This is a genomic window from Schaalia sp. Marseille-Q2122 (assembly GCF_903645355.1).
In the GTDB taxonomy this organism is placed as follows: Bacteria; Actinomycetota; Actinomycetes; order Actinomycetales; family Actinomycetaceae; genus Pauljensenia.
The window spans coordinates 201,775-226,007 of sequence record NZ_CAHJXR010000004.1; the positions used below are offsets into that span (position 1 = coordinate 201,775).

Genomic DNA, 24,233 nt, shown 5'->3' on the forward strand with positions numbered 1-24,233 from the left:
CCAATTCTCTTAAGCCGACGACAAAATATATCTAGATGACGAGGTATTTTTTTGGCGGAATTCCGCCGGAAAGTCAGGGGCTGTCCTCGAGATCTGTAACAGTTCAATAACAGGGTGGGCATCAGTTTTGTTGTTCAGAGGTATCTGCCCTACCATGGAGTTCACACCAAAGAGGGTGCCTCCTCTATTCGGTTTCGTTAGCGTTAACGATGAGGGGTTTTCAGCCCGACCACAGCGATGTGATTGGCACGAAGGGGTGAGAAGTGACGAACTTACTCGAATTAAAGGGGATCTCCAAGACGTTCCCCGGCGTGAAGGCGTTGTCCAACGTCAACATTGACCTGCGCGCTGGAGAAGTTTTGGGCCTGTGTGGCGAAAATGGTGCTGGTAAGTCCACACTAATGAAGATCCTCACGGGTATTTACACCGCCGATCCCGGCGGCGAAATCTGGCTCGAAGGGCAAAAGGTTGCGGTCCGCGATCCCAACCATGCCCGCGACCTGGGCCTGAGCATCATTCACCAGGAACTCAACATCATTCCTGACCTGACCGTTGCTCAGAACCTCTACATTGGACGCCCGGGCTCAACCAACAAGGGTTTTATCAAGGACTCCCAGCTTGAAAAGCAGGCTCGTGAGCTCTTCGACCGACTGGGCATGGACATCGACCCCTCGGCATACTGCCGTGACCTGACGGTCGCACGCCTGCAGATGGTTGAAATTGCGCGTGCACTGTCCTATGATGCGCGCATCCTCGTCATGGACGAACCCACTGCGGCTCTTACCACCCAAGAAACCGAGACTCTCTTCGGTCTCATCCGCGACTTCATCTCTCCCACAACGGGCCTGATCTACATCTCCCACCGCATGCCCGAAATTGAAGAGATCACCGACCGTGTCTCGGTCCTGCGTGACGGCCAGTACGTCGGCACCGTCACCACCAAGGACGTCGAGATGCGCGAAATCATCTCGATGATGGTCGGCCGTGAAGTGGCAGCAGACGCGCGCCCCACCAACCCGCCCGTCTCCGATGAGGTCGTTCTCTCCGTTCAAGGCCTGTCCACCACCAAGCTCCTCAAGGACGTCTCCTTCGAGGTGCGCAAGGGTGAAATCCTCGGCTTCGCGGGCCTCATGGGTGCTGGCCGTACCGAGGTTGCGCGCTGCATCTTCGGCGCCGACCCCCGCTTGAGCGGCGACATCGCCATCAACGGCAAGAACGTCCGCATTCACAACTGCCGCGACGCCGTGAAGGCTGGCATTGGCTACCTCTCAGAGGACCGCAAGCGTTACGGTTTGCTCCTGGAACAAGACATCAAGTTCAACACCATCTTGTCCACCATGGAGGCCTTCACCTCCCTCGGTGTCATTAAAGAAGCGAAGGTTGGCTCAGTCACCCAGGAATACACCGACAAGCTGCGCACCCGCACGCCCTCGATCAACCAGCTGCTGCGCAACCTCTCCGGCGGCAACCAGCAGAAGGTCGTTATCGCCAAGTGGCTGATCCGCGACTCTGAGGTCCTCATCTTCGACGAACCCACCCGCGGTATCGACGTCGGCGCGAAGGAAGAGATCTACCAGCTCCTCGAGGCTCTCGCAGCCCAGGGCAAGGCCATCATCATGATCTCTTCGGAACTGCCCGAAGTCCTGCGCCTGTCCCACCGCATCGCGGTCATGGCACACGGCCGCATCATCGGCACCCTCGACAATGAGAACGCCACCCAAGAAAACATTATGGAACTGGCCACCGTCGGTCAGGAAGAAGCGAATGGAGTAGTCGCGTGAGCAACGCTAAAGCCCTCGATGCCAAGACGCCGAACAGCGTTGTCGCCTCGATCAAGTCCCAGATGCAGCTTGTCTTCGTCATGCTGGCGTTGATCGTCGTCTACATCTTCTTCATGTTCGCAGCACCGAAGTTCGCGCAGTTCAGTATCTTCACCGACATCCTGCTCCAGGCCGCCTACATGGGCGTCATGGCTCTGGGTGCGACCTTCATCATCGCCACCTCCGGCATTGACCTCTCCGTTGGTACGGGTATGACCCTGGTCGCCGTCGGCGCCGGTGTCTTCCTCTCCGCAGACTGGATGGGACTGCCCCTGGCCGCTGGCCTTATCCTGACCATCGCGCTGGGCGCCCTGATGGGTGTGATTAACGGTGTCAATGTCTCCATCCTTGGACTACCGCCATTCATCGCCACCCTGGCCATGATGATGGTGGCCCGTGGCCTGGCGCTGATCATCTCCGGCACCGCAACGATCTCCATCGCTAACCCCGGATACATCTTCCTGTCCACCGGTAACATCATCCCCGGCCTGTCCAACGCCGCACTCTTCTTCATCATTGCCACCGCTATCGCGGCCTTCCTGATGAACAAGACTGTCCTGGGCCGCTACGCCCTGGCCATCGGCTCCAATGAAGAAGCAACCCGTCTCTCCGGTGTGGACGTGCGCAAGTGGAAGATCATCATCTACATGGTGGCCGGTATCTTCATGGCCTTCGGTGCCATCCTCTACTCGGCTCGCTTCGGCTTCGTCCAGCCCGCTGAAGGCGTCGGCTTCGAGCTCAACGTCATCGCAGCAGTCGTTATCGGCGGCACCTCGCTGGCCGGCGGCCGCGCCTCGATCTTCGGCACCCTCATCGGCGCCCTCCTCATGGAAACCCTGAAGAAGGGCCTGACCATGATGGGCGTTGCCGCCGAATGGCAGCTTGTTGTCACCGGTATCGTCGTCCTCCTGGCCGTCTTCGTTGACAACATCCGTCGCGCTCGCGCCGCAGCGGTGTGAGCCCCCTAAACAACCCATGAGAAAGGGCCTTGCGCCCACCCCCAAGCACGAGGAACGCCGGCGTTTCTCGTCCCCCAAGAAAGGAAAATCAATGCGCTCCATCGGACGTATGACCACAGTTGCCGCCGCTTGCGTCATGGCCCTCGGCCTCGCCGCTTGCTCCGGCTCCACCGCCCCTGCAGCTGATGCCCCCGCATCCGACGCTCCTGCAGCAGACGCTCCCGCAATGGAAGAAGGCGGCACCATCTACCTGGTGTCCAAGGGCTTCCAGCACCGCTTCTGGCAGGCAGTGAAGGAAGGCGCTGAAGAGGCTGGCGCAGAACTCGGCTACACCGTTGAGTTCGTCGGCCCCCAGGATGAGACCAAGGTCACCGAGCAGCTTGACCAGCTCAAGACCGCTCTCGCCTCCGGCCCCGCCGCTATCGGCTTCGCTGCTCTTGACTCCAAGGCTGCTGCTCCCGTTCTCGAAGAGATCAAGGCCGCTGGCATCCCCGTCATCGCCTTCGACTCCGGCGTCGAGTCCGACATTCCTCTGACCACCGTTCAGACCGACAACAAGGCTGCCGCTGCTGAAGCTGCAAAGCACATGGTCGAACTCGTTGGCGGCAAGGGCACCGTTGGCCTCATCTGCCACGACCAGACCTCCCAGACCGGCAAGCAGCGTTGCGAAGGCTTCCAGGAATACATCAAGACCAACGCTCCTGACATCACCCTCCTCGATCCCCAGTACGCAGGTGAGGTCGGCAAGGCAGCAGACACCGCCAAGGCTCTCATCCAGGCTAACCCCGAACTCGTTGGCCTCTACGGCTCCAACGAAGCTGCCGCTACCGGCGCCATCCAGGGTGCCACCGAAGCTGGCAAGGCTGAGCTGAAGGTTGTCGGCTTCGACTCCGGTAAGACCCAGATTGCTGCCATCAAGGAAGGCAAGCAGGCTGGTGCCATCACCCAGGCCCCCAAGAAGATGGGCCGCATGACCGTTGAGGCCGCTGTCAAGGCCATCAAGGGCGAGAAGCTTGAGAAGATCATTGACTCCGGCTTCTACTGGTACGACAAGGCCAACATCGAAGACGACGATATCAAGCCCAACCTCTACGAGTGAGGTTCCTCAGTCTCTCGATGATTGACTGAAACCGACAGTGGGGCGGTGCGCGCTGCGCCCCGCCCCACTGTCACACCACCGGTAATCAAGGAAAATCACAGATTTCAGGGGTGCGCGACTCCCGGGCAGTGAAGCCGCGGCGATACACCCACCACCTCCACACACAAAGGACAAGGGAACAACATGACAGACCATCCCCGCATTGGTATCCGCCCCACCATCGACGGTCGTCGCCGCGGAGTCCGTGAAAGCCTCGAAGATCAGACCATGAACATGGCCAAGCGCGTCGCGGCACTCTTCACCGAGAACCTCCGCTACGTCGACGGCACCCCCGTTGAGGTCGTCATCGCAGACACCACCATCGGCGGCGTCGCTGAAGCGCAAGCATGCGCAGAAAAGTTCGCCCGCAATGGTGTCGGCCTGACCCTCTCAGTCACCCCCTGCTGGTGCTACGGCACCGAAACCGTGGACATGGATCCCACCATGCCTCACGCCATCTGGGGCTTCAATGGCACTGAACGTCCCGGCGCCGTCTACCTCGCAGCCGCCCTCGCCGGACACGCACAGCTGGGTATCCCAGCCTTTGGCATCTACGGCAAAGAAGTTCAAGACTCCGACGACGAATCCATCCCCTGCGACGTGCGCGGCCGACTCCTTGATTACGCCAAGGCCGGTCTGGCTGTCGCCCAGATGAAGGGCAAGTCCTACCTGTCCATGGGCTCAGTCTCCATGGGTATTGCCGGCTCGGTCGTCAAGGACGAATTCTTCGGCCCCTACCTGGGCATGCGCAACGAATACATCGACATGACCGAGTTCATCCGACGCATGGATGAAAAGATCTACGACGAAGAAGAATACGAAGCCGCCCTCAAGTGGATGCGTGAAAACCTCACCCAGGGCGAAGACTTCAACCCCGACTTCAACCAGCACCCCGAACTCCACGACGAATGGTGGGAGATCTGCGCCAAGATGACCATTATCGGTCGTGACCTCATGCGCGGTAACCCCAAGCTCGCTGAAATTGGCTGGGGTGAAGAAGCCCTCGGTCACGGTGCCCTCGCCGGTGGCTTCCAGGGACAGCGCCAGTGGACCGACCACATGCCCAACGGTGACGTCCTCGAAACGATCCTCAACACCAACTTCGACTGGACCGGCATCCGCCAGCCCTACGTCCTCGCCACCGAGAACGACTCCCTCAACGGCGCCTCGATGCTCTTCGGCCACCTCCTGACCGGCACCCCCCAGATCTTCTCTGACGTGCGCACCTACTGGAGCCCCGAATCCATCGAACGCGTCACCGGCTGGAAGCCCGAAGGCCGCGCCGCTGTCGGTCTGCTCGACCTGCGCAACTCCGGCTCCACCTCAATGGACGGCGCTGGCAAGTCCGTGCGCGACGGCGAAAACGTCATCAAGCCCTGGTGGGAAATGACCGAAGAAGACTGCCAGGCAGCCCTCGACGCCACCACCTTCCACCCCGCCACCTACGAATACTTCCCCGGCGGCGGCTTCTCCACCCACTTCCGCACCTCCGGCGAGATGCCCGTGACCATGTGTCGCCTCAACCTCGTTGCTGGCCTTGGCCCCGTCCTGCAGATCGCTGAAGGGTGGACCGTGGAACTGCCCGACGAGGTGGCTACCACCATCGAAAACCGCACCGACCGTGCATGGCCCACCACCTGGTTCGTCCCGAACCTCACCGGTGAAGGCGCTTTCGCCTCGGTCTACGACGTGATGAACAACTGGGGCGCCAACCACGGTGCGATCTCCTACGGTCACATCGGCGCTCAGCTCATCACCCTGGCTTCGATGCTGCGCATCCCCGTGAACATGCACAATGTCTCCGAGGACCGCATCTTCCGTCCGAAGTCCTGGTCGCTCTTCGGTACCGCAGATCTGGAAAGCGCCGACTACCGCGCCTGCCAGACCTACGGTCCGATGTACCGCTGACACCCGTCAGCAACGGGTGCCTCGCCGCTGACGAGGCACCCCTGCGGGAAGCCGACGCGCTGAAGCGTTACTCCCGCTCCTGAACACAGGTGTGCTGTGGGGTGAATACCTTAGGGATTCACCCCACAGCACACCCCACTGACACATTTTTTGCCGCAATGATGCGGCTCTTCTGCTTCGATACACCTCCCACTTCCCAGGAAGGGCCTCGCTATGACTACTGCACTTGCTGTTGATCTTGGCTCCTCGTCCGGTCGCGTTCTGGCCGGCACCCTTGTTGATGGACGCCTTGAGATCACGAAGGTTCACCGTTTCTACCACGAGGCCCGCCGCGACGGTGAAGACCTAGTGTGGGACCTGGACACCATGTGGACCGAACTCGTCGCTGGCCTGAAGATGGCCGCCGAGCAATTCCCCGACGCCGTCTCCATCTCTGTGGACACCTGGGGCGTGGACTTCGTGCCCCTCAACAGCAAGGATGAGATTGTCGGTAAGTCCTTGGCCTACCGTGACGAACGCACCGTCCGCACCCATGAGGCTTTCCGTGCCCGCATTGGCGATGAAGAATTCTTCGAACTGACCGGTAACGCTCCGGCCACCATCAACTCCGCCAACCAGCTCTTCGCCCTCACCCAGGAACATCCTGAGCAGGTTGACGAGATCGACAGCTTCCTCTTCCTGCCCGACTACTTTGCTTGGAAACTCACCGGCGTCAAGGGATGGTCGCGTACGATTGCCTCCACCTCTGGCCTGTGTGGCCCAGGCGCACGCGAATGGTCCGACGAGGTCTTCACCCGCCTGGGTCTGAAGAAGGAATGGGCAGGAGAACTCAATAAGGACCTCACGGTCGTTGGCCCCTGCACGATTCCGGGCCTGGAACACCTGACCGTTGTGCGTGCAGGCGCTCATGACACCGCCTGCGCCGTGCATGGCCTGCCTATTGAAGACGGCGTGAAGAAGGCATTCTTCCTGTCGGCTGGCTCCTGGTCGGTCTTGGGCGCCATGGAGGATAACCCCCTCATCAGCCCCGAGGCCTACGCCATTGGCCTGACCAACGAGGGCCGCACCGACGGCGGTGTCCGCCCATTGTTCAATATCACCGGCATGTGGATTCTTCAGGAACTCCAGCGTCAGTGGGAACGCGAGGGTACCCCCACTGACACGGATGAACTTGTCGCTCAGGCCCGCGAATGTGCTCCCTGCGAGGCCGTCTTTGATCCGGATGACCCGCGTTTTGCTGAGCCGGGTGGCATGGTGGAAAAGATCGATCAGGCTTTGGCTGAGCAGGGTGTGGCAGCCCCGGCGTCCATGCCCGAGTACGTGCGTCTCGTCATTGAGTCCTTCGCCCGCCGCTACGCGCGTGCTATCGACGACCTCGCTGCCATCGTGGGGGAGCGCCCCGAGCAGCTCAACCTCGTGGGTGGCGGTGCTCGCAACCACCTCCTGTCGGATCTGACGGCACGCCTGGCGAATGTGCGCGTGGTGGCTGGCCCGATTGAAGCCTCTATCCTTGGTGGCCTGCTCGCCCAGTTGGAGATCATGGGCTACCTTGATCCTGCTGATCGTCCCGCTGTCATTGCTGCTACGGCTGAGACCCGTGTCCACACCCCGTGAGCGTCCTAAACGCGTCTCGCTAGCCGACGTTGCGCGGCTAGCGGGCGTGTCGCCCAACACCGTGTCGCGCGTCGTGCGCGGAGACGGTGAGGTCGCCGATTCCACGCGGCGGCGGATCTCGGAAATCATTGACGAGGTCGGCTACCGGCCCAACTATGCGGCGCGAGCCCTCGCTGGGAAGAAAACTGGCGTGCTTCACGTCATCTTGGCTGCCCCCATGTTCCACGGTCACGGTCAGACCCTGCTGTCCGTGATGAACGAGGCCGGCGGTGCGGACTACACGGTCAGTGTTGCCAACGCCTACATGGGGGCGGGCAGGATTGACCATGGGGCTCCGCCCTTCCAGGTCGATGGCGTGATTATCCTTGGCGGGCAGCAGCCCACTGTTGAGCTCGCAATGGAGATGGCGACGCACACGCCGACGGTTCTGCTTCTTGCGAATGAGACGAACCTTCCTGGAGTGTCGACTGTGTCGGTTGACAACGCTCACGGCACAGAGGTCGCCACCCGCCACCTGTGTGAAACGGGGGTGCGTACCCTCGTTCACCTGGCTGGCCCCGATAGTTGGAGTGACGCGGATCGACGGCGTGAAGGATTCGTCACGGCCTGCGAGGCTGCGGGCGTTGCCTATGACATTGTGACGAGTCCGTCGTGGAATGCTGAGGATGGGCATCGCGCGGTCAAGACGTTAGGGGTCCTGCCCGATGGTTTTGTCGCGGCGAATGATCAGCTTGCTTTGGGTGCCATGCGTGCTCTGCATGAACGGGGCGTGGCTATTCCTCAGGAGGTCAAGATCGTCGGCTTCGATGATAACGATGGGGCAGAATGTTATTTGCCTCCCTTGACGACCATTCGTCAGCGCTTCGATCTTGTCGGGCGCGCGGCGATTAATCAGATGGCCTCCCTGCTTGACGGTGAAGGCCCCACGGATGTTCTTATTGAACCTGAGCTGGTCATCCGGAACAGCTCGCTTGTATGAAAGGAACCGACAATGCTGTACGGACCCATGACCCATCCCCAGTTGCTGCGCGCTCTGGCGGCTGCGGGCCACGGATCGAAGATCCTCATCGCTGACGGCAACTACCCCCACACTACGGGTGTCAATGAGCTGTGCGAGCTTGTCTCCCTCAACCTTGCCCCCGGCCTGCTGGATGTCAACCAGGTTTTGGATGTCCTCAAGCGCACCATCCCGATTGAAAAGGCTGAGATCATGGTGCCCGAGGATGATAACGACCCCATCGTTATCGACGCTCATGACGACTACCGCGCCGCCCTGCCGGACGTGGAATTCGGCGAGATTAAGCGCTGGGCCTTCTACGATGCTGCACGCAGTGGCGATGTTGGCATCATTATTGCCACCGGCGATCAGCGCCTCTACGCCAACCTGCTGCTCACCGTTGGTGTACGTCAGCCCGGAGAGTGAAACTCGCTGACAAGCTGAGGACTTTAGTCCTTTTCGTTTGTTGGTGAAGGCGAAAGCTTATCTGTCGAGGCCTGTCGATGGTGTTCTATGAACACCATCGACAGGCCTTCGCGTATCTTCCGCTGATTTCTTGCGGAAAAAGGAGGGTTGCTTTGAGTTTGAGGGAGTCGTTTTCTGACGTTGGTGTGACCTTGCTGTCTTTCGTTTGATCGATTACTATGGCCTCAAGAGAAAGATAAACGGAAGGGCTTGCCCTTCGGATCTCACGAGGAAGTGACCGCAATGAGCATGGATCGCGTTGAACGCGCGAACCACATCCTTGACCGCCTCGCCATGAACGGCGAGGTGAGCGTCAACGTGCTCTCCGAAGAACTCGGCGTCTCCCCGGTTACCATCCGCTCCACACTCAAAGGCCTCGAAGAAGACGGCTACCTCGTGCGCACCCACGGCGGCGCACGCCCCACTGCCTACCGCAACATCCACCTGCGCCAAAGCGACCGCGTCGAAGAAAAAGAACGCATCGCAGCCGCAGCCGCCGCCCTCGTGCGCGACGACGACCGCATCATGATTGAAGCAGGCACCACCTGCGCCATGATGGTCCGCTATCTCTTTGGACGTCGAGGGGTGCAAATCGTCACCAACTCCGTCCTTGTATTCGCCAACGCGCGAAACAACCCCCAACTGAGCATCACGCTGACAGGCGGCCAGTTCCGACCCGAATCGGAATCACTCGTCGGCCCCGTCGCTGAACGCTCCATTAACGCCTTCAACGCCCGCATTGCATTCCTGGGCACCGACGGATTCACCATCGACCGTGGCCTCACCACACAACTTGTCGAAGGTGGACAAGTCGGATCCCTCATGCGAGCCCGCGCTGAGGAGACCTGGCTGCTCGCAGACTCGTCAAAGTACGGTCGCAGCGGATTTGTCAGTTATATGGACATCGGAGAGGTCACCGGCATCATCACTGATGACGCCCTCACCGCTGAATCGGTCAAGGAATTGGAAGAGCACACGCAACTGCGTGTCGTCTAGGAGGAACACATGGCCACCATCGTGGTGATGCCCCAGCTCGGCAACTCGGTCGAGTCGTGCCTGATCATGTCGTGGGAGGTCGCCGTTGGCGACACCGTCGCCGTCGACCAGGTTCTGTGCTCGGTTGAAACAGACAAGTCCACCATGGAGGTGCAAAGCACTGACGCTGGCACCGTCCTCAAGCTCCTGTGGGAAGAAGGCGACGAAGTTCCCGTCAAGGACCCCCTCATCATCGTGGGTGAACCCGGCGAAGACATCTCCTCCCTCGTTCCCGGTGGCAGCGCCGACGCCGCCCCCGCCGCAGCTGCTGACGAGGCCCCCGCCGCCGACGCAGCCCCCGCAGCTGAGGTTCCCGCGCCCTCCTTCGCCACCTCCGCTTCCGGCGGCGCCATCTCCCCGCGCGCCCGCAGCCTCGCCGAAGGTCACGGCCTCGACGCCGCTGCCGTGACCGAAGGCTCCGGCCCTGGCGGGCGCGTCATCGAACGCGACGTTCAGGCACACCTGGCCGCCAACCCCGCGACCTCCGCAGCCCGCGCTGAAGGCGCAACCGGCTCGGGCACCGGCCTCGGCGGCCGCGTCTCCACCGCCGACCTCGCCGCAGCCCCCGCAGCGGCAGCCGCACCGGCAGCTGCCGCAGCAGCACCCGCCGCCGTCTCCGCAGGCGAATACCCCGGCGCCACCGAGGCAACCCCCCTCAAGGGCATCCGCAAGGTCGTCGCCGACCGCATGGTCGCCTCCCTCGCAGAAGCCGCCCAGCTGTCCTACACGGTCTCGGCCAAGGCAGAGGGCCTGCTCGCCATGCGCAAGAAGCTCAAGAACGCAGACGAGTCCCTGGGGTTGAGTGCCATCACCATCGGCGACCTCGTCGGCTACGCCGTGGTCAAGACCCTCACCAAGTACCCCGTCTTCAACGCCACCCTGGCTGACGGCGTGCTCACCACCTTCGAAAACGTCCACCTCGGCTTCGCAGCAGACACCCCCCGTGGCCTGCTCGTCCCCGTGGTCCGCGGCGCCTCGGCCATGACCCTCAAGCAGTTCTCCGCTGCCTCCAAGCAGCTCGCTGCTGACGCCATCGCCGGAACCATCAGCCCCGACCTGCTCTCGGGCGGCACCTTCACCGTGTCCAACCTGGGCTCCTTCGGCGTGGAAACCTTCACCCCGATCATCAACCGCCCCCAGACCGCGATTCTGGGCGTAGCTGCCATCACCCCCCGCCCGGTTGTCCTCGCCGACGGCACCGTGGGCGTGGAACAGCGCATCGGCTTCTCCCTCACCGCTGACCACCAGGTCATCGACGGTGCGGACGCCGCCCGCTTCCTGCGCGACCTTGTCGCCGCCATTGAAAACATCGACGTCACTGTTCTGGGATGAGAGATATGACTACTGAATTCGACGTAATCGTCCTCGGTGGCGGCCCCGGCGGCTACCTCGCCTCTGAACGCCTCGGCCACGCAGGCAAGAAGGTCCTCCTCGTTGAGGAAATCGCCCTGGGCGGCACCTGCCTCAACGTGGGCTGCATCCCCACCAAAACCCTGCTCAACTCGGTCAAGACCTACACCCACGCCCTCGAAGGCGACCACTTCGGCGTCCACGCTGAAGGCGTCACCTACAGCTGGGAACGCATGCAAGCCTGGAAGGCCGAGGTCGTCAAGGGCCTCGTCGCCGGTGTCGGCATGGCCGAAAAGAAGGCCGGCGTGACCGTCCTCAACGCTCGTGGCACCTTCGAAGGCCCCGGCCGCGTGACCGTGGAGGGCACCACCTACACCGCCGAGCATGTCATCCTCGCCACCGGCTCCGTTCCCGTCATGCCCCCCATCCCCGGCGCAGCCGACAACCCCAAGGTCGTTGACTCCACCGGCATCCTCTCCCTGGCCGAGGTGCCCGCCCGCCTGACCGTCGTTGGTGGCGGCGTGATCGGCGTTGAGTTCGCAGCACTCTACGCGGCGCTGGGCACCGAGGTGACCGTCATTGAAATGGCCGCCGAAATCACGCCCTTCGCTGACGCTGAGGTCGCCGCAGCCCTGCGTAAGGCACTGGGCAAGGTGACATTCGAGATGGGCTGCAAGGTTGAATCCATCTCCGATGGCGCCATCACCTACAGCAAGGACGGCGCCGCCCACACCGTCGACGCCGACGTCATCCTCATGGCCGTTGGCCGCCGCCCCGCCCTGCAGGGCTGGGGTGCAGAAAACACCGGCCTGGAAATGACCCCTCGCGGTATCGTCGTTGACGACCGTATGCGCACTAACCTGCCCAACGTGTGGGCAGTGGGTGACTGCAACGGCCGCTCCCCCCTGGCTCACTCCGCCTACCGTATGGGCGAGGTCGCTGCCGCTAACATCCTTGACCCCGAGGCTTACCGCCGCGGCGAGGTCATGCGCTGGAACACCGTTCCGTGGGTTGTCTACACCGCCCCCGAAATGGCTGGCGTTGGTATGACCGAAGCCTCCGCTGTCGAAGCAGGCCACGAGATCATCACCGCTAAGGCGCCCGCCCTCATGTCGGGCCGTTTCATCGCTGAAAACGGCTTCCGCGCACCGGGCTTTGCCAAGGTCATCGCCGATAAGCACACCCGTCAGATTCTGGGCGTTCACGTCCTGGGCGCCTACGCCTCCGAAATGATCTGGGGCGCGCAGGCCATGCTGGAAACCGAACTCACCATTGAGGACGCCCGCCAGCTCGTCTTCCCGCACCCGACGGTGTCTGAAGTTATCCGCGAAGCTCTCTGGGCTTTCTGATTCACCTCGTCCGAACCGCCAAAGAAGGCAGAAAAGAAGAAAGACAATGACTAAGTCTCTTATCGTTGATCCCTCAGTGGTGCGCGCCCCCGGCAAGCTCACCATCCCGGAGATCCCCCTCAACGCCTACACCTTCGATCTCGACACCGAACTTGCCCGTTACGGCAAGGACGGCATGGTGCGCATGCTCCACGACATGATCGTCGTGCGCACCTTCGAGTCGATGCTGGACTCCATTAAGAAGACCGGCTCCTGGGAAGGTATCGAATACAACCACGCTGGCCCCGCCCACCTCGGCATCGGCCAGGAAGCCGCCTACGTCGGCCAGTCCTTCGTGCTCACCCCCGACGACCAGCTCTTCGGCTCCCACCGCTCCCACGGTGAAATCCTCGCCAAGTGCTACTCGGCGATGCGTCAGATTGACAACAGCCAGCTCGAGACGATCATGAAGGACTTCCTCGACGGAGAGACCCTCTCCTTCGCGGAAAAGATCGACTACACCGACACCAAGGATCTCACCGAGAACTTCATCCTCTTCGGTGCCCTGGCTGAAATCTTCGCCCGCAAGTCCGGCTTCAACCGCGGCCTGGGCGGCTCCATGCACACCTTCTTCCTGCCCTTTGGCTCCTACCCGAACAACGCCATCGTCGGTGGCTCGGCACCGGTTGCTAACGGTGCAGCATTGTTCAAGCGCATCAACCGCAAGCCCGGCATCGTCATCTCCAACATTGGTGACGCCTCCATGGCCTGCGGCCCCGTGTGGGAAGCCATGAACTTTGCGACCATGGACCAGTTCGCCACCCTGTGGCGTGAAGAGGATGGCGGCTACCCGCCCATCCTGTTCAACTTCTTCAACAACTTCTACGGTATGGGCGGCCAGACCTTCGGCGAAACCATGGGCTACGAGGTCCTCGCCCGCGTCGGCGCCGGCCTCAACCCCGAAGCCATGCACGCCGAACGCGTCGACGGCATCAACCCCCTCGCCGTCGCCGACGCCACCAGCCGCAAGAAGGTCCTCCTTGAAGCCGGTAAGGGTCCCGTCCTCATGGACACCCTCACCTACCGCTTCTCCGGCCACTCGCCCTCGGATGCCTCGTCCTACCGCAACGCCGACGAGGTCGAGCTGTGGCAGAACGTGGACTGCATCAAGTCCTACTCCGAGCTGCTCATCGCCAACGGCCTCACCACCCAGGGCGACATCGACGCCTACACTGCGGCCTTCACCGAGAAGCTCACCAAGGTTTTGCGCCTGGCCACCGACGAAGAGAACTGCCCTCGCATCGCCGACGGCTACATCGAAACCGTCATGTTCTCCAACACGCCCACCGAGGCTATGGAGGAAGGCGAAGCTGAGATCTACCTCGAAGGCAACCCCCGCGTGGCCGCCCTCGAAAAGAAGATCCGCACCGCATTCGACGAGAACGGCAAGCCCGTCTCGAAGATGAAGATGTTCCAGTTCCGTGACGCCCTCTTCGAGGCTATGCTTCACCGCTTCTCCATCGACCCGACGATGGCAGCATGGGGTGAAGAAAACCGCGACTGGGGTGGCGCCTTCGCCGTCTACCGCGGCCTGACCGAGGCCCTGCCCTACCGTCGCCTCTTCAACTCGCCCATCGCCGAGGCCTCCATCGTGGGCGCAGGCGTCGGCTACGCCATGGCTGGTGGCCGCGCGGTCATTGAGCTCATGTACTGTGACTTCCTTGGCCGCTCCGGCGACGAAGTCTTCAACCAGATGGCGAAGTGGCAGTCCATGTCCGCTGGCCTGCTGAAGATGCCCCTGGTCCTGCGCGTCTCCGTGGGTAACAAGTACGGCGCTCAGCACTCCCAGGACTGGTCGGCACTGACCGCCCACATCCCGGGCCTGAAGGTCTTCTTCCCCGCTACCCCCACCGACGCCAAGGGCATGCTCAACCTCGCCCTGCGCGGCACCGACCCCGTGGTCTTCTTCGAATCCCAGCTCCTGTACGACAAGGGCGAAGAATTCGAAAAGGACGGCGTCCCCACCGGCTACTACGAGACCCCCGAGGGTGAGCCCGCCATCCGCCGTGAAGGCACTGACGTCACCATCGCCACCTACGGTGCGACCCTGTACCGCGCGATGGAAGCAGCCAAGATCCTCGAAGAGAAGTACGGCATGTCCGCCGAGGTCATCGACCTGCGCTTCGTGGCTCCGCTGAACTACGAGAAGCTCCTGGCTTCCGTGAAGAAGACCGGCCGCCTGGTTCTGGCTTCCGACGCTGTCGAGCGTGGATCCTTCCTCCACACCGTGGCATCCACCGTCCAGACCCTCGCCTTCGACGACCTCGACGCCCCCGTGGCAGTCGTTGGTTCGCGCAACGGCATCACCCCCGGCCCCGAGCTCGAATCGATCTTCTTCCCGCAGCCGGAGTGGATCATCGACACCATCCACGAGCGCGTCGTGCCGATCCCCGGCCACGTGCCCACCTCGAACCAGACCGAAGGCGAAATCATCCGCCGCAACCGTCTGGGCATCTGAGGCCCACAGCTTGCTCGGGGCAGGCACCTGATGTCTGTCCCTGAGTAAGCACGCGGGCTGGGGTGGGGAGAACACCCTCCCCACCCCAGCCCGCACACTATTACCACATGCTCTTGCCCCTTCGTCGCCGCTGATGTGAGGACCCCATGCACGCCACCCACGATGCCACCAATGATGTGACTGTCAGCCCCGCAGAACGCCTTGCCGCACTGCGCGAGCTCGCCTCCACCGAAACCTTCCCCGCATGGGAGGTTGAGTCCAACAACCACATCCACACCTGCTACTCCTTCAGCCCCTACACGCCCGCCGCAGCCGCCCTCGGAGGCCGCCGCGCTGGCCTGCGTGTGGTCGGCTCCGTTGACCACGACTCCATTGGCGCCGCCGACGAAATGACCCAAGCCTGCCGCATCCTCGGCATGGGTTCAGTGACCGGCTTCGAATGTCGCGCATTCTTCGAAGAGGGCAATGACGGCCCCTTCGCCAGCCGCAAGCTCAACAACCCCGACTCCTACGGCATCGCCTACCTCACGGTGCAGGGCGTGCCAGCCTGGGCCCGTGAGAAGGTCGCCCAGTGGCTGGCCCCTAAGCGTGAAGCCCGCCTGCGCCGCACCCTGGCTATGGCTGAGGCCGCCAACGAGATCCTCACCTCCCTGGGCCTGGCGCCCTTTGACCCGCAGGCCGACATGGTTGACCGCTCCCAGTACGCCAACGGCGGCGGCATCACCGAACGTCACCTCCTGGCCGCCATGGCCGACGCCCTCATTAAGGGCTTCGGACGCGGCCCCGCCCTCGTCGAAGGCTTGAGCGGCATGGGCGTCACCATCCCTCCCGCCCTCGCAGGCGCACTCGGGGATGCGGACAACCCCCACCTCATGTACGACCTGCTGGGCGTGCTCAAGTCCGAATACCTCGACCGCATCTACATTCAGCCCACCGACGAACTGCCCACCGCCGCTGAGGTCGTGGCCTTCGCCGACTCCATTGGTGCGATTGCCGCCTACGCCTACCTTGGTGACGTGGCGGCATCCCCCACGGGCGATAAGAAGGCTGAAAAGTTCGAGGACGAGTTCCTTGACGAGCTCTTCGAAGCCCTCGAAGAACGAGGCTTCCGCGCCGTCACCTACATGCCCCCGCGTAACACTCCCGAGCAGTTGGAACGTATCCACGAGCTCGCTGTGCGCCACGGCATGCTGGAGATCTCCGGCGTGGACATTAACCAGCCCCGCCAGTCATTCAACTGCCCCGAGCTGCGTCGTCCCGAGTTCGCCGACCTCAACGAGGCCACCTGGGCGATGGTCGCCCACGAGGCACTGTCCACCGTTGACCCCGAGCTCCACATCCTCGGCAGTGGCCGCCTGAGCCCTGAGCGCCTCGCAGAACGCATCGCCGAATACGCGCCCCTAGGCCGCGCCTTCGCTGACGGTGCCGACGCTGCTGAACTCGCCGAAAAGGCAAGCCGCGCATAAGTTTCCATTTTTGGGCCCCACCGTTGGGGCTCCGCCCTCGTAAAACTCTATGGAGGAAAACATGACCGTCGCACCGCTCGTGAGAGGCCTGTTCCTGTCCGAACTTGCCTGCCCCGTCATTGTGCGCCCCACCGACGCTCCCGCAACGCTCAGCCTGCCCGACACCGTCGAAGAACTGCGCGAATACACGCTCGGAAACGTCGAACTGCCCGTCGTCGTCTCCGCAGGAGAGGAGACCTTTGAAGTCATCCCAATGCCCGTCGGGGAGCGCGCAATCACCGGCCGCGTGGCGCTGGTTACCGGCGGCGCCCAGGGCTTCGGCGCTGAAATCGCCAAGGGCCTTATTGACCAGGGATGCTTCGTGTACATCGCCGACCTCAACGGTGAAGGCGCCAAAGCAAAGTGCGCTGAACTCGGCCCCAACACCCACCCCATCACCGTGAATGTCGGCGACGAAGACTCCGTTGCCGCCATGGCCGACGAGATCGCCCGCGTCACCGGCGGCCTCGACCTCGTCGTCTCCAACGCGGGAATCGTGCGCGCAGGGTCAGTACTTGAGCAAAACCTCTCCGACTTCAAGCTCTCCACCGACATTAACTACGTGGCGTTCTTCCTCGTCACCAAGCACGTCGGCGCCCTGCTAGCACGCCAGCACCTCACCGCACCCAACTGGCTGACCGACATCATCCAGATCAACTCCAAGTCCGGCCTGGTCGGTTCCAATAAGAATGCCGCCTACGCTGGCTCGAAGTTTGGCGGCATTGGCCTCGTCCAGTCCTTCGCCCTCGAAATGGTTGAGCACGGCGTCAAGGTCAACGCCATCTGCCCGGGCAACTTCTACGACGGCCCCCTGTGGTCCGACCCGGAGAAGGGCCTCTTCGTCCAATACCTCAACTCCGGCAAGGTTCCCGGCGCTACAACCGTGGCCGACGTTAAGGAGTTCTACGAGTCCAAGGTTCCCATGCGCCGCGGCGCAACGGGCATCGACGTTCTGCGCGCGATCTACTACATCGTCGAGCAGGCCTACGAAACCGGCCAGGCTGTGCCCGTCACGGGCGGCCAGGTCATGATGAACTAACCCCAACGACCAGATCCCGTCCTACTGAAGGAAAGAAGTAATGAGCGAGATCCCCACCACTCAGCATGCGATCCAGATCGTTGGCGCAGATGAGGTTATCGTCAACCCCAACAAGTCCGTGGACCCTGTTGGCCCCCACCAGATGATGCTCCAGGTTGAGGCCTGCGGTATCTGCTTCTCCGACACGAAGCTGCTCCACGCCTTCGACAACCACCCCCGCAAGTCCGAGGTGGTTGCCGGCATCGACCTCGATGCACTGGCGGAAATTCCCTCCTACAAGCCCGGCTCGGCACCCGTCGTACCCGGTCACGAACCCGTCTGCCGCATCATCGAGGTCGGCGAGAAGGTCACCCACTTCAAGGTCGGCGACCGCGTGCTCGTTCAGGCCGACTGGAAGCACCTGCGCACCGCCAAGTCCAATGGCGCGTTCGGCTACAACTTCGATGGCGCCCTGCAAGAATACGTCGTCGTTGACGAACGCTGCGTTGTCAACCCTGCCGACGGCGAAGAATTCCTCATCCACGTCTCTGACGCTCCTTCGGCTGCCGCTGTTGGCCTGATTGAGCCCTGGGCAACTGTGGAAGGCTCCTACGCCTGGGCAGAGCGCAACCACGTCGCTGATGGTGGCCGCCTGCTCGTCGTCGGTGAAGGCTGCGTTGAGGAACTGACCGCTGAGCACGTTCCCGGCGAGGTTGTCCGCGTTGCCGCTTCCGAGGTCGCCTCGCTGGAAGGCCAAGAGTTCGACGACATCGTCTACTTCGGTGCCTCCGCTGAGGTCATCGAGGCGCTCGCCGCACTGCTCGGCACCCGCGGCACCTTCTGCGTGGTCCTGGGTGGCGAGCGTATCGAACGCAAGGTCAGCCTCGATATTGGCCGCGTCCACTACGACTTCATCCGCTTCTGTGGCACCACCGGCAGTGATCCTCGTGAAGGCTACGCCTGGATCCCCGCCAACGGTGACCTGCGTGAGAACGACAAGATCGCCATCATCGGTGCTGCTGGCCCCATGGGTCAGATGCACACCATGCGCGCCGTGACCTCCGGCGTTGCAGGCATCACGGTCGCGGGCACTGACCTGTCTGATGAGCGCCTCGAAGGACTGCGCAGCGTCGTTGGCCCCGTCGCCGAAGCCCGCAACGTGCCCCTGGAGATTATCAACACCTCCACCACGCCCCTGGAATACGGTTACACCCACGTGTCGTGCATGGTCCCCGTGCCCGCACTCGTGTCCCAGGCCATTGACCTGGCTGCAGAGGATTCCATCGTCAACGCTTTCGCCGGTATCCCGGCAGGCACCTTCGGTGAATTCGACCTGCAGGGCATTATCGAGCGCCGCATCTTCGTGCTGGGCACCTCCGGTTCGGATGTCTCCGACATGCGCACCGTCCTGCGCAAGATCGAAGAAGGCATTATCGACACCACCATTTCCCTGTACGCCGTGACCGGCATGGCTGGCTTCGTTGACGCCATCAACGCCGTCATGAACCGTACCTCCGGTGGCAAGATCATGGTCTTCCCCATGCTCCACGACCTGGGCCTGACCCCGCTGTCCGAGATGGCCGAGAAGCTGCCTGAGGTGGCTGCCAAGCTCGACAACGGCCTGTGGACCAAGGCTGCTGAAGAGGCTCTGCTGGCGACTGCCAAGTGAGTTGGCGAGTAGCTGTCTGAGCTGTGGCCCCTGTGTGAGGCCCCTGTCTAAGGCCCCGCCTGGATTATCCAGGCGGGGCCTTTCCTCTGTTTTACACACTGCGTTGTAGTTTGCACACCGCATAGCCCCCAGAAACTGCAACGCCCCTCCCATTCGACGGCTTTTCTGGTCGTGTCTGCCGTGCTGCTGGCTGTCCTCGGCTTTTACGCACTGCGTTGTAGTTTCCACACCGCATAGCCCCCAGAAACTGCAACGCCCCTCCCATTGGCAGGGCAGGGGAGGGGCGGGCCATAGGAAAGCGCCTGCCGCAAGTGCGATACAGGCGCTTCTGGGTGGGCGTTAGGACAGTGAGAGGAAGAGCTTTTCCAGGCGGGCCATGTCTTCGTCATTGTGCGTGTGGCTGGGGTTAATGGCGCAGTCGCGCATGGCTCCGGCGACGACGACGAAGGCTGTGCGGCGCACGGCCGAGTGTGCTGCAGAGAGCTGGGTGATGATCTCGTCGCAGGGGGCGCCGTTTTCGATGGCGGTGATGACGGCGTCAAGTTGGCCGCGGGCGCGCTTGAGGCGGTTGAGTACCTTCTTGGGTTCGCTGACTGGCACTGGCGTTGCTGCTGGAGTGTTGCTCACGGTGTCCGTCCTCGTCATCTGGGGGTATTCATGCATCCTAGAGGAGGGTCCTTAAACCGTCCTTCATCGTGAGACATAACCTATACACAAATATACCCCAGGGGGTATCATGTGTACATGATCTGTACTCCTGATGAAGGGACACAACTATGAGGATCGTTGTCGTTGGCGGTGTGGGCGGCGGCATGAGCTGCGCAGCTCGCGTCCGACGCCAGATGGAAGATGCTGAGGTCATCGTTCTTGAAAAGGGCCCCGACGTTTCCGTTGCCACCTGCGGCCTGCCCTACTTTGTGGGTGGCGAGATCGCTGAGGAATCTGCCCTCACCGTGCAGACTCCCGCCAAGCTCAAGGCGTGGCTGAACCTTGACGTTCGCACCAACCACGAGGCTATCCGCATCGACGTTGACCGCCGCGCCGTCCTCGTGAGGAACGAGGCCGGGGAGGAATGGCTCGAGTACGACGCCCTCGTTCTCTCTCCCGGTGGGGACGCCGTTCGCCTGCCCATCCCCGGAATTGATCGCCCCGAGGTGCGCACCCTGCGTTCCATCGACGACGCCCGCTTCCTCAAGACCGCTGTGGCCGCTGGAGCCAAGCGCGCGGTAGTCATCGGCGCGGGCTTCATCGGTGTGGAGGCTGCAGAAAACCTTGCCGAAGCAGGCCTGGATGTCGCCCTCGTTGAAGGCGCCCCCCATATTCTCATGCCCTTCGACCAGGAGATCGTCCACCCCCTGCGCGTAGAGATGCGACGCCTGGGTGTGTCCCTCCACGAGGGCGTATCCGTCGCCGCGATTCACGAGGCCGACGCCGGCGTGATCGTTGAGCTGGGTGACGGCACGCAGATCCCCGCCGACGTTGTTGTCTCCTCTGCTGGGGTGCGCGCCAATATTGAGCTGGCCGAGAGCGCCGGGATTGAGTGCGAGAATGGCGCATTCACTGTCGACCAGCATGGTCGTACTAATATTCCGGGCATTTGGGCCATTGGTGATGCTGTGAACTCAGTGCATGCTGTGACTGGCGGCGTGCGTCCGGTTCAGCTTGCTGGGCCCGCTAACCGCGGCGGGCGCCTCGCTGCCGATGACATCGCCGCTTCCTTTGGAGGGATGAACGAGGCCCGCCCCATGCCTCAGCCTCTGGCGACCGCTATCGTTCGTGTGGGCAAGCTGATGGCTGCCGCAACCGGTGCGAACCGCGCGATGCTTGACGGCGCTGGTATTGACTACCGTGCGCTGCATGTCATGGCGAATAACCATGTGGGCTACTTCCCCGGTGCCGTTCAGATGTCTCTGGTGGTTTACGTTGATGCCAATGGGGAGATCTTGGGTGCTCAGGGTGTTGGTGAGGACGGTATTGATCGTCGTATCGATGTCATTGCCACCGCAATGCGTGGCGGGCTGCTGGTTGAGGATCTGATGGATCTGGACCTGTGCTACGCACCTCCCTTCGGGGCGGCCAAGGATGCCGTGAATCTGCTGGGCATGATTGGTGAGAATGTCGCCAATGGTTTCCTTGAGCTGTGGTACCCGTGGCAGCTGGAGGAGATGCGTCAAAAGGCGCTCATCCTGGACGTGCGTACTCCCGCTGAGGCTGCGGAGGTGCATATCGAGGGCGCCCTCGTTATTCCCCACACCCAGTTGCGTGAGCGCATGGACGAGGTTCGCGAGGCCGCCCAGGGCCGCTTCGTGGCGATCCACTGCCGTTCGGGTATGCGCTCCTACCTGTCGCATCGCATGCTCAAGGCTGCGGGTATTCCGTCGGCGTCGCTGTCGGCGGGCATGCTGGGCTTGGAAGCCTACCTGGGTGACTCTGCCCGCGAGGTTCTGGTCTACGGGGAGTGAGTTCCCCAGCAAGGTTTTCCGAGGGGCTTCCGATGGGGGCGTGCTCGGGTTTGACACTCTATGAAAGGACATCTCTATGTGTCGTGCAGTGACCTGCAAGGTGTGCGGTAAGACTACTTGGGCTGGCTGCGGTCAGCACATCTCCTCTGTGAAGGCCGGTGTTCCTCGCAATCAGTGGTGCGATGGGAAGCATACGGCTGAGGAGCGGGCCGAGGTTCCCGGATTCTTTGCGCGCCTCTTTGGCGGCAAGAAGAAGTAATCCATCAACACAATTTTGAGAAGTGAAGGAGAGGGCTATGTGCCAACCTGTTCCCTGTACCTGCGGTAAGACCACGTGGACTGGCTGCGGTCAGCATATTGATTCCGTGAAGGAGATCGTTCCCCCCGCACAGTGGTGTGATGGGGATCATGCTGGTCAGAACTGAGTCCCGAATCAGTGCTTTTCCGGCTTGGTTGTGACCGGTGAGAGCTGATCCCACTCATGCACACCCCGTGTTTTCCGCGAAAAATCGCGAAAAACACGGGGTGTGTCCACGCTCACAAGAAAATGGTTTGACGTGTGGGTGGGGGGCTGTGTAGATTATTTACTCGTTGCGCCGGACGGTGCGGGGACGCGAGAGTGGTTTTCCGTGGGGTGTGGCGCGAATGTTCACCTCAGTGATTTGCTTGGATGCGTGTGTGTCTGGGTGGTTGTTGTGTGTGGGTGTTGTTTGTGAACTCGATAGTGTGTCTTGACATTTTTTGTTGTTTTTATGCCTGTTTTTTGTTTTTGAGTTTGTTATTTGTTGGGATTGCCATGGCTGCTGTTGGTGGTTATGGTTTTCTGGGCTTTAACAGTTTTTTGTTTTTGTTCGGAGAGTTTGATCCTGGCTCAGGACGAACGCTGGCGGCGTGCTTAACACATGCAAGTCGAACGGACCGCTTGGGCGCTTTGCGTTTGGGTTGGTTAGTGGCGAACGGGTGAGTAACACGTGAGTAACCTGCCCCCTTCTTCGGGATAACGTTCGGAAACGGATGCTAATACCGGGTATTTACTGCTTGTCGCATGGCGGGTGGTGGAAAGGTTTTTTCTGGTGGGGGATGGGCTCGCGGCCTATCAGCTTGTTGGTGGGGTGATGGCCTACCAAGGCTTTGACGGGTAACCGGCCTGAGAGGGTGACCGGTCACATTGGGACTGAGATACGGCCCAGACTCCTACGGGAGGCAGCAGTGGGGAATTTTGCACAATGGGCGAAAGCCTGATGCAGCGACGCCGCGTGAGGGATGAGGGCCTTCGGGTTGTAAACCTCTTTCGCTCATGGTCAAGGCCCAGCTTTGGGTTGGGTTGAGGGTAGTGGGTAAAGAAGCGCCGGCTAACTACGTGCCAGCAGCCGCGGTAATACGTAGGGCGCGAGCGTTGTCCGGAATTATTGGGCGTAAAGGGCTTGTAGGCGGCTTGTCGCGTCTGCCGTGAAAACCCGGGGCTTAACTCCGGGCTTGCGGTGGGTACGGGCTGGCTTGAGTGCGGTAGGGGAGACTGGAATTCCTGGTGTAGCGGTGGAATGCGCAGATATCAGGAGGAACACCGGTGGCGAAGGCGGGTCTCTGGGCCGTTACTGACGCTGAGGAGCGAAAGCGTGGGGAGCGAACAGGATTAGATACCCTGGTAGTCCACGCTGTAAACGTTGGGCACTAGGTGTGGGGGCCGCCCTTGGTTTCTGCGCCGTAGCTAACGCTTTAAGTGCCCCGCCTGGGGAGTACGGCCGCAAGGCTAAAACTCAAAGGAATTGACGGGGGCCCGCACAAGCGGCGGAGCATGCGGATTAATTCGATGCAACGCGAAGAACCTTACCAAGGCTTGACATGCACCGCGACACTGCAGAGATGTGGTGGCCTTCGGGGTGGTGTGCAGGTGGTGCATGGTTGTCGTCAGCTCGTGTCGTGAGATGTTGGGTTAAGTCCCGCAACGAGCGCAACCCTTGCCCTATGTTGCCAGCACGTGATGGTGGGGACTCGTGGGGGACTGCCGGGGTTAACTCGGAGGAAGGTGGGGATGACGTCAAATCATCATGCCCCTTATGTCTTGGGCTTCACGCATGCTACAATGGCTGGTACAGAGGGTTGCGATGCTGTGAGGCGGAGCGAATCCCTTAAAGCCGGTCTCAGTTCGGATTGGGGTCTGCAACTCGACCCCATGAAGGTGGAGTCGCTAGTAATCGCAGATCAGCAACGCTGCGGTGAATACGTTCTCGGGCCTTGTACACACCGCCCGTCACGTCACGAAAGTTGGTAACACCCGAAGCCCATGGCCTAACCGCTTGTGCGGGGGGAGTGGTCGAAGGTGGGATTGGCGATTGGGACGAAGTCGTAACAAGGTAGCCGTACCGGAAGGTGCGGCTGGATCACCTCCTTTCTAGGGAGTCCCGTTTTTTGGCTCGTGTCACGCGTTGCGCCCTGTTGGGGTGTGG

18 protein-coding genes and 1 rRNA gene are annotated in these 24,233 nt (G+C 61.7%); 18 read left to right on the forward strand and 1 reads right to left on the reverse strand.

What is annotated here, in order from left to right; genetic code table 11:
• Positions 1–263 precede the first annotated feature (263 nt).
• The 14 genes from HWX48_RS05255 (at position 264) to HWX48_RS05320 (ending at position 19,324) form a co-directional block, all read left to right on the forward strand.
• Positions 264–1,781: a sugar ABC transporter ATP-binding protein gene (locus tag HWX48_RS05255; protein WP_175955309.1), complete on the forward strand. Its 1,518-nt coding sequence runs from the start codon at positions 264–266 to the stop codon at positions 1,779–1,781.
• Positions 1,778–2,779: an ABC transporter permease gene (locus HWX48_RS05260; RefSeq protein WP_254872973.1), complete on the forward strand. Its 1,002-nt coding sequence runs from the start codon at positions 1,778–1,780 to the stop codon at positions 2,777–2,779. Before HWX48_RS05255 ends, HWX48_RS05260 begins: the two co-directional genes overlap by 4 nt.
• 91 nt (positions 2,780–2,870) lie before the next feature.
• A complete protein-coding gene (locus tag HWX48_RS05265; protein ID WP_175955310.1) occupies positions 2,871–3,878 on the forward strand; it encodes an ABC transporter substrate-binding protein in 1,008 nt (335 codons plus the stop codon).
• 183 nt (positions 3,879–4,061) lie between these two features.
• Positions 4,062–5,825, forward strand: coding sequence for an L-fucose isomerase (locus HWX48_RS05270; RefSeq protein ID WP_175955312.1), 1,764 nt, complete (start codon positions 4,062–4,064; stop codon positions 5,823–5,825).
• A gap of 213 nt (positions 5,826–6,038) precedes the next feature.
• On the forward strand, positions 6,039–7,439 hold the full coding sequence (locus HWX48_RS05275; protein WP_175955325.1) for a rhamnulokinase family protein: 1,401 nt from the start codon (positions 6,039–6,041) through the stop codon (positions 7,437–7,439).
• A complete protein-coding gene (locus HWX48_RS05280; protein WP_175955327.1) occupies positions 7,423–8,418 on the forward strand; it encodes a LacI family DNA-binding transcriptional regulator in 996 nt (331 codons plus the stop codon). Before HWX48_RS05275 ends, HWX48_RS05280 begins: the two co-directional genes overlap by 17 nt.
• 12 nt (positions 8,419–8,430) lie before the next feature.
• On the forward strand, positions 8,431–8,862 hold the full coding sequence (locus HWX48_RS05285) for an RbsD/FucU family protein (RefSeq protein ID WP_124868353.1): 432 nt from the start codon (positions 8,431–8,433) through the stop codon (positions 8,860–8,862).
• A gap of 282 nt (positions 8,863–9,144) precedes the next feature.
• Positions 9,145–9,897 carry a DeoR/GlpR family DNA-binding transcription regulator gene (locus HWX48_RS05290; RefSeq protein WP_124868351.1) on the forward strand — a complete coding sequence of 251 codons (753 nt, stop codon included), beginning with the start codon at positions 9,145–9,147 and terminating at the stop codon, positions 9,895–9,897.
• A gap of 9 nt (positions 9,898–9,906) precedes the next feature.
• Positions 9,907–11,268, forward strand: a complete 1,362-nt coding sequence (locus HWX48_RS05295) for a dihydrolipoamide acetyltransferase family protein (RefSeq protein ID WP_175955329.1) — start codon at positions 9,907–9,909, stop codon at positions 11,266–11,268.
• 5 nt (positions 11,269–11,273) lie between these two features.
• Positions 11,274–12,635: a dihydrolipoyl dehydrogenase gene (gene lpdA, locus HWX48_RS05300; RefSeq protein ID WP_175955331.1), complete on the forward strand. Its 1,362-nt coding sequence runs from the start codon at positions 11,274–11,276 to the stop codon at positions 12,633–12,635.
• A 46-nt stretch (positions 12,636–12,681) separates the two neighbouring features.
• Positions 12,682–15,132 (forward strand): thiamine pyrophosphate-dependent enzyme, encoded by a 2,451-nt coding sequence (locus HWX48_RS05305; protein WP_175955333.1) that lies wholly within the window; start codon positions 12,682–12,684, stop codon positions 15,130–15,132.
• 146 nt (positions 15,133–15,278) lie between these two features.
• Positions 15,279–16,598 carry a PHP domain-containing protein gene (locus tag HWX48_RS05310; protein ID WP_175955335.1) on the forward strand — a complete coding sequence of 440 codons (1,320 nt, stop codon included), beginning with the start codon at positions 15,279–15,281 and terminating at the stop codon, positions 16,596–16,598.
• A gap of 61 nt (positions 16,599–16,659) precedes the next feature.
• On the forward strand, positions 16,660–17,676 hold the full coding sequence (locus HWX48_RS05315) for an SDR family NAD(P)-dependent oxidoreductase (RefSeq protein ID WP_175955336.1): 1,017 nt from the start codon (positions 16,660–16,662) through the stop codon (positions 17,674–17,676).
• 40 nt (positions 17,677–17,716) lie between these two features.
• The gene (locus HWX48_RS05320) at positions 17,717–19,324 is read left to right on the forward strand and encodes an alcohol dehydrogenase catalytic domain-containing protein (RefSeq protein WP_175955338.1); all 1,608 of its coding nucleotides are present in this window, start codon (positions 17,717–17,719) and stop codon (positions 19,322–19,324) included.
• A 339-nt stretch (positions 19,325–19,663) separates the two neighbouring features.
• Here the strand turns inward: HWX48_RS05320 and HWX48_RS05325 are convergent, their stop codons facing one another.
• Positions 19,664–19,951, reverse strand: coding sequence for a metal-sensitive transcriptional regulator (locus tag HWX48_RS05325; protein ID WP_254872974.1), 288 nt, complete (start codon positions 19,949–19,951; stop codon positions 19,664–19,666).
• A 149-nt stretch (positions 19,952–20,100) separates the two neighbouring features.
• On the opposite strand from HWX48_RS05325, the gene HWX48_RS05330 reads away from it, so the two are divergent.
• From HWX48_RS05330 to HWX48_RS05340, 4 genes are all read left to right on the forward strand, one after another.
• Complete coding sequence (locus tag HWX48_RS05330; protein ID WP_175955341.1) at positions 20,101–21,786, forward strand: FAD-dependent oxidoreductase; 1,686 nt, start codon at positions 20,101–20,103, stop codon at positions 21,784–21,786.
• Between the two features lie 76 nt (positions 21,787–21,862).
• Positions 21,863–22,045 carry a hypothetical protein gene (locus tag HWX48_RS05335; RefSeq protein WP_175955343.1) on the forward strand — a complete coding sequence of 61 codons (183 nt, stop codon included), beginning with the start codon at positions 21,863–21,865 and terminating at the stop codon, positions 22,043–22,045.
• Positions 22,046–22,082: 37 nt separating this feature from the next.
• Positions 22,083–22,211, forward strand: a complete 129-nt coding sequence (locus HWX48_RS11345) for a hypothetical protein (RefSeq protein ID WP_303048067.1) — start codon at positions 22,083–22,085, stop codon at positions 22,209–22,211.
• A gap of 423 nt (positions 22,212–22,634) precedes the next feature.
• Positions 22,635–24,178, forward strand: a 16S ribosomal RNA gene (locus HWX48_RS05340).
• The last annotated feature ends 55 nt before the right edge of the window (positions 24,179–24,233 follow it).

Excerpts from the sequence above, each read along its gene's own strand:
- HWX48_RS05265 (WP_175955310.1), top strand. The coding sequence starts at position 2,871 with ATGCGCTCCATCGGACGTATGACCACAGTTGCCGCCGCTTGCGTCATG.
- HWX48_RS05270 (WP_175955312.1), top strand. The coding sequence starts at position 4,062 with ATGACAGACCATCCCCGCATTGGTATCCGCCCCACCATCGACGGTCGT.
- HWX48_RS05275 (WP_175955325.1), top strand. The coding sequence starts at position 6,039 with ATGACTACTGCACTTGCTGTTGATCTTGGCTCCTCGTCCGGTCGCGTT.
- HWX48_RS05285 (WP_124868353.1), top strand. The coding sequence starts at position 8,431 with ATGCTGTACGGACCCATGACCCATCCCCAGTTGCTGCGCGCTCTGGCG.
- HWX48_RS05290 (WP_124868351.1), top strand. The coding sequence starts at position 9,145 with ATGAGCATGGATCGCGTTGAACGCGCGAACCACATCCTTGACCGCCTC.
- HWX48_RS05295 (WP_175955329.1), top strand. The coding sequence starts at position 9,907 with ATGGCCACCATCGTGGTGATGCCCCAGCTCGGCAACTCGGTCGAGTCG.
- lpdA (WP_175955331.1), top strand. The coding sequence starts at position 11,274 with ATGACTACTGAATTCGACGTAATCGTCCTCGGTGGCGGCCCCGGCGGC.
- HWX48_RS05305 (WP_175955333.1), top strand. The coding sequence starts at position 12,682 with ATGACTAAGTCTCTTATCGTTGATCCCTCAGTGGTGCGCGCCCCCGGC.
- HWX48_RS05310 (WP_175955335.1), top strand. The coding sequence starts at position 15,279 with ATGCACGCCACCCACGATGCCACCAATGATGTGACTGTCAGCCCCGCA.
- HWX48_RS05315 (WP_175955336.1), top strand. The coding sequence starts at position 16,660 with ATGACCGTCGCACCGCTCGTGAGAGGCCTGTTCCTGTCCGAACTTGCC.
- HWX48_RS05320 (WP_175955338.1), top strand. The coding sequence starts at position 17,717 with ATGAGCGAGATCCCCACCACTCAGCATGCGATCCAGATCGTTGGCGCA.
- HWX48_RS05330 (WP_175955341.1), top strand. The coding sequence starts at position 20,101 with ATGAGGATCGTTGTCGTTGGCGGTGTGGGCGGCGGCATGAGCTGCGCA.
- HWX48_RS05335 (WP_175955343.1), top strand. The coding sequence starts at position 21,863 with ATGTGTCGTGCAGTGACCTGCAAGGTGTGCGGTAAGACTACTTGGGCT.
- HWX48_RS11345 (WP_303048067.1), top strand. The coding sequence starts at position 22,083 with ATGTGCCAACCTGTTCCCTGTACCTGCGGTAAGACCACGTGGACTGGC.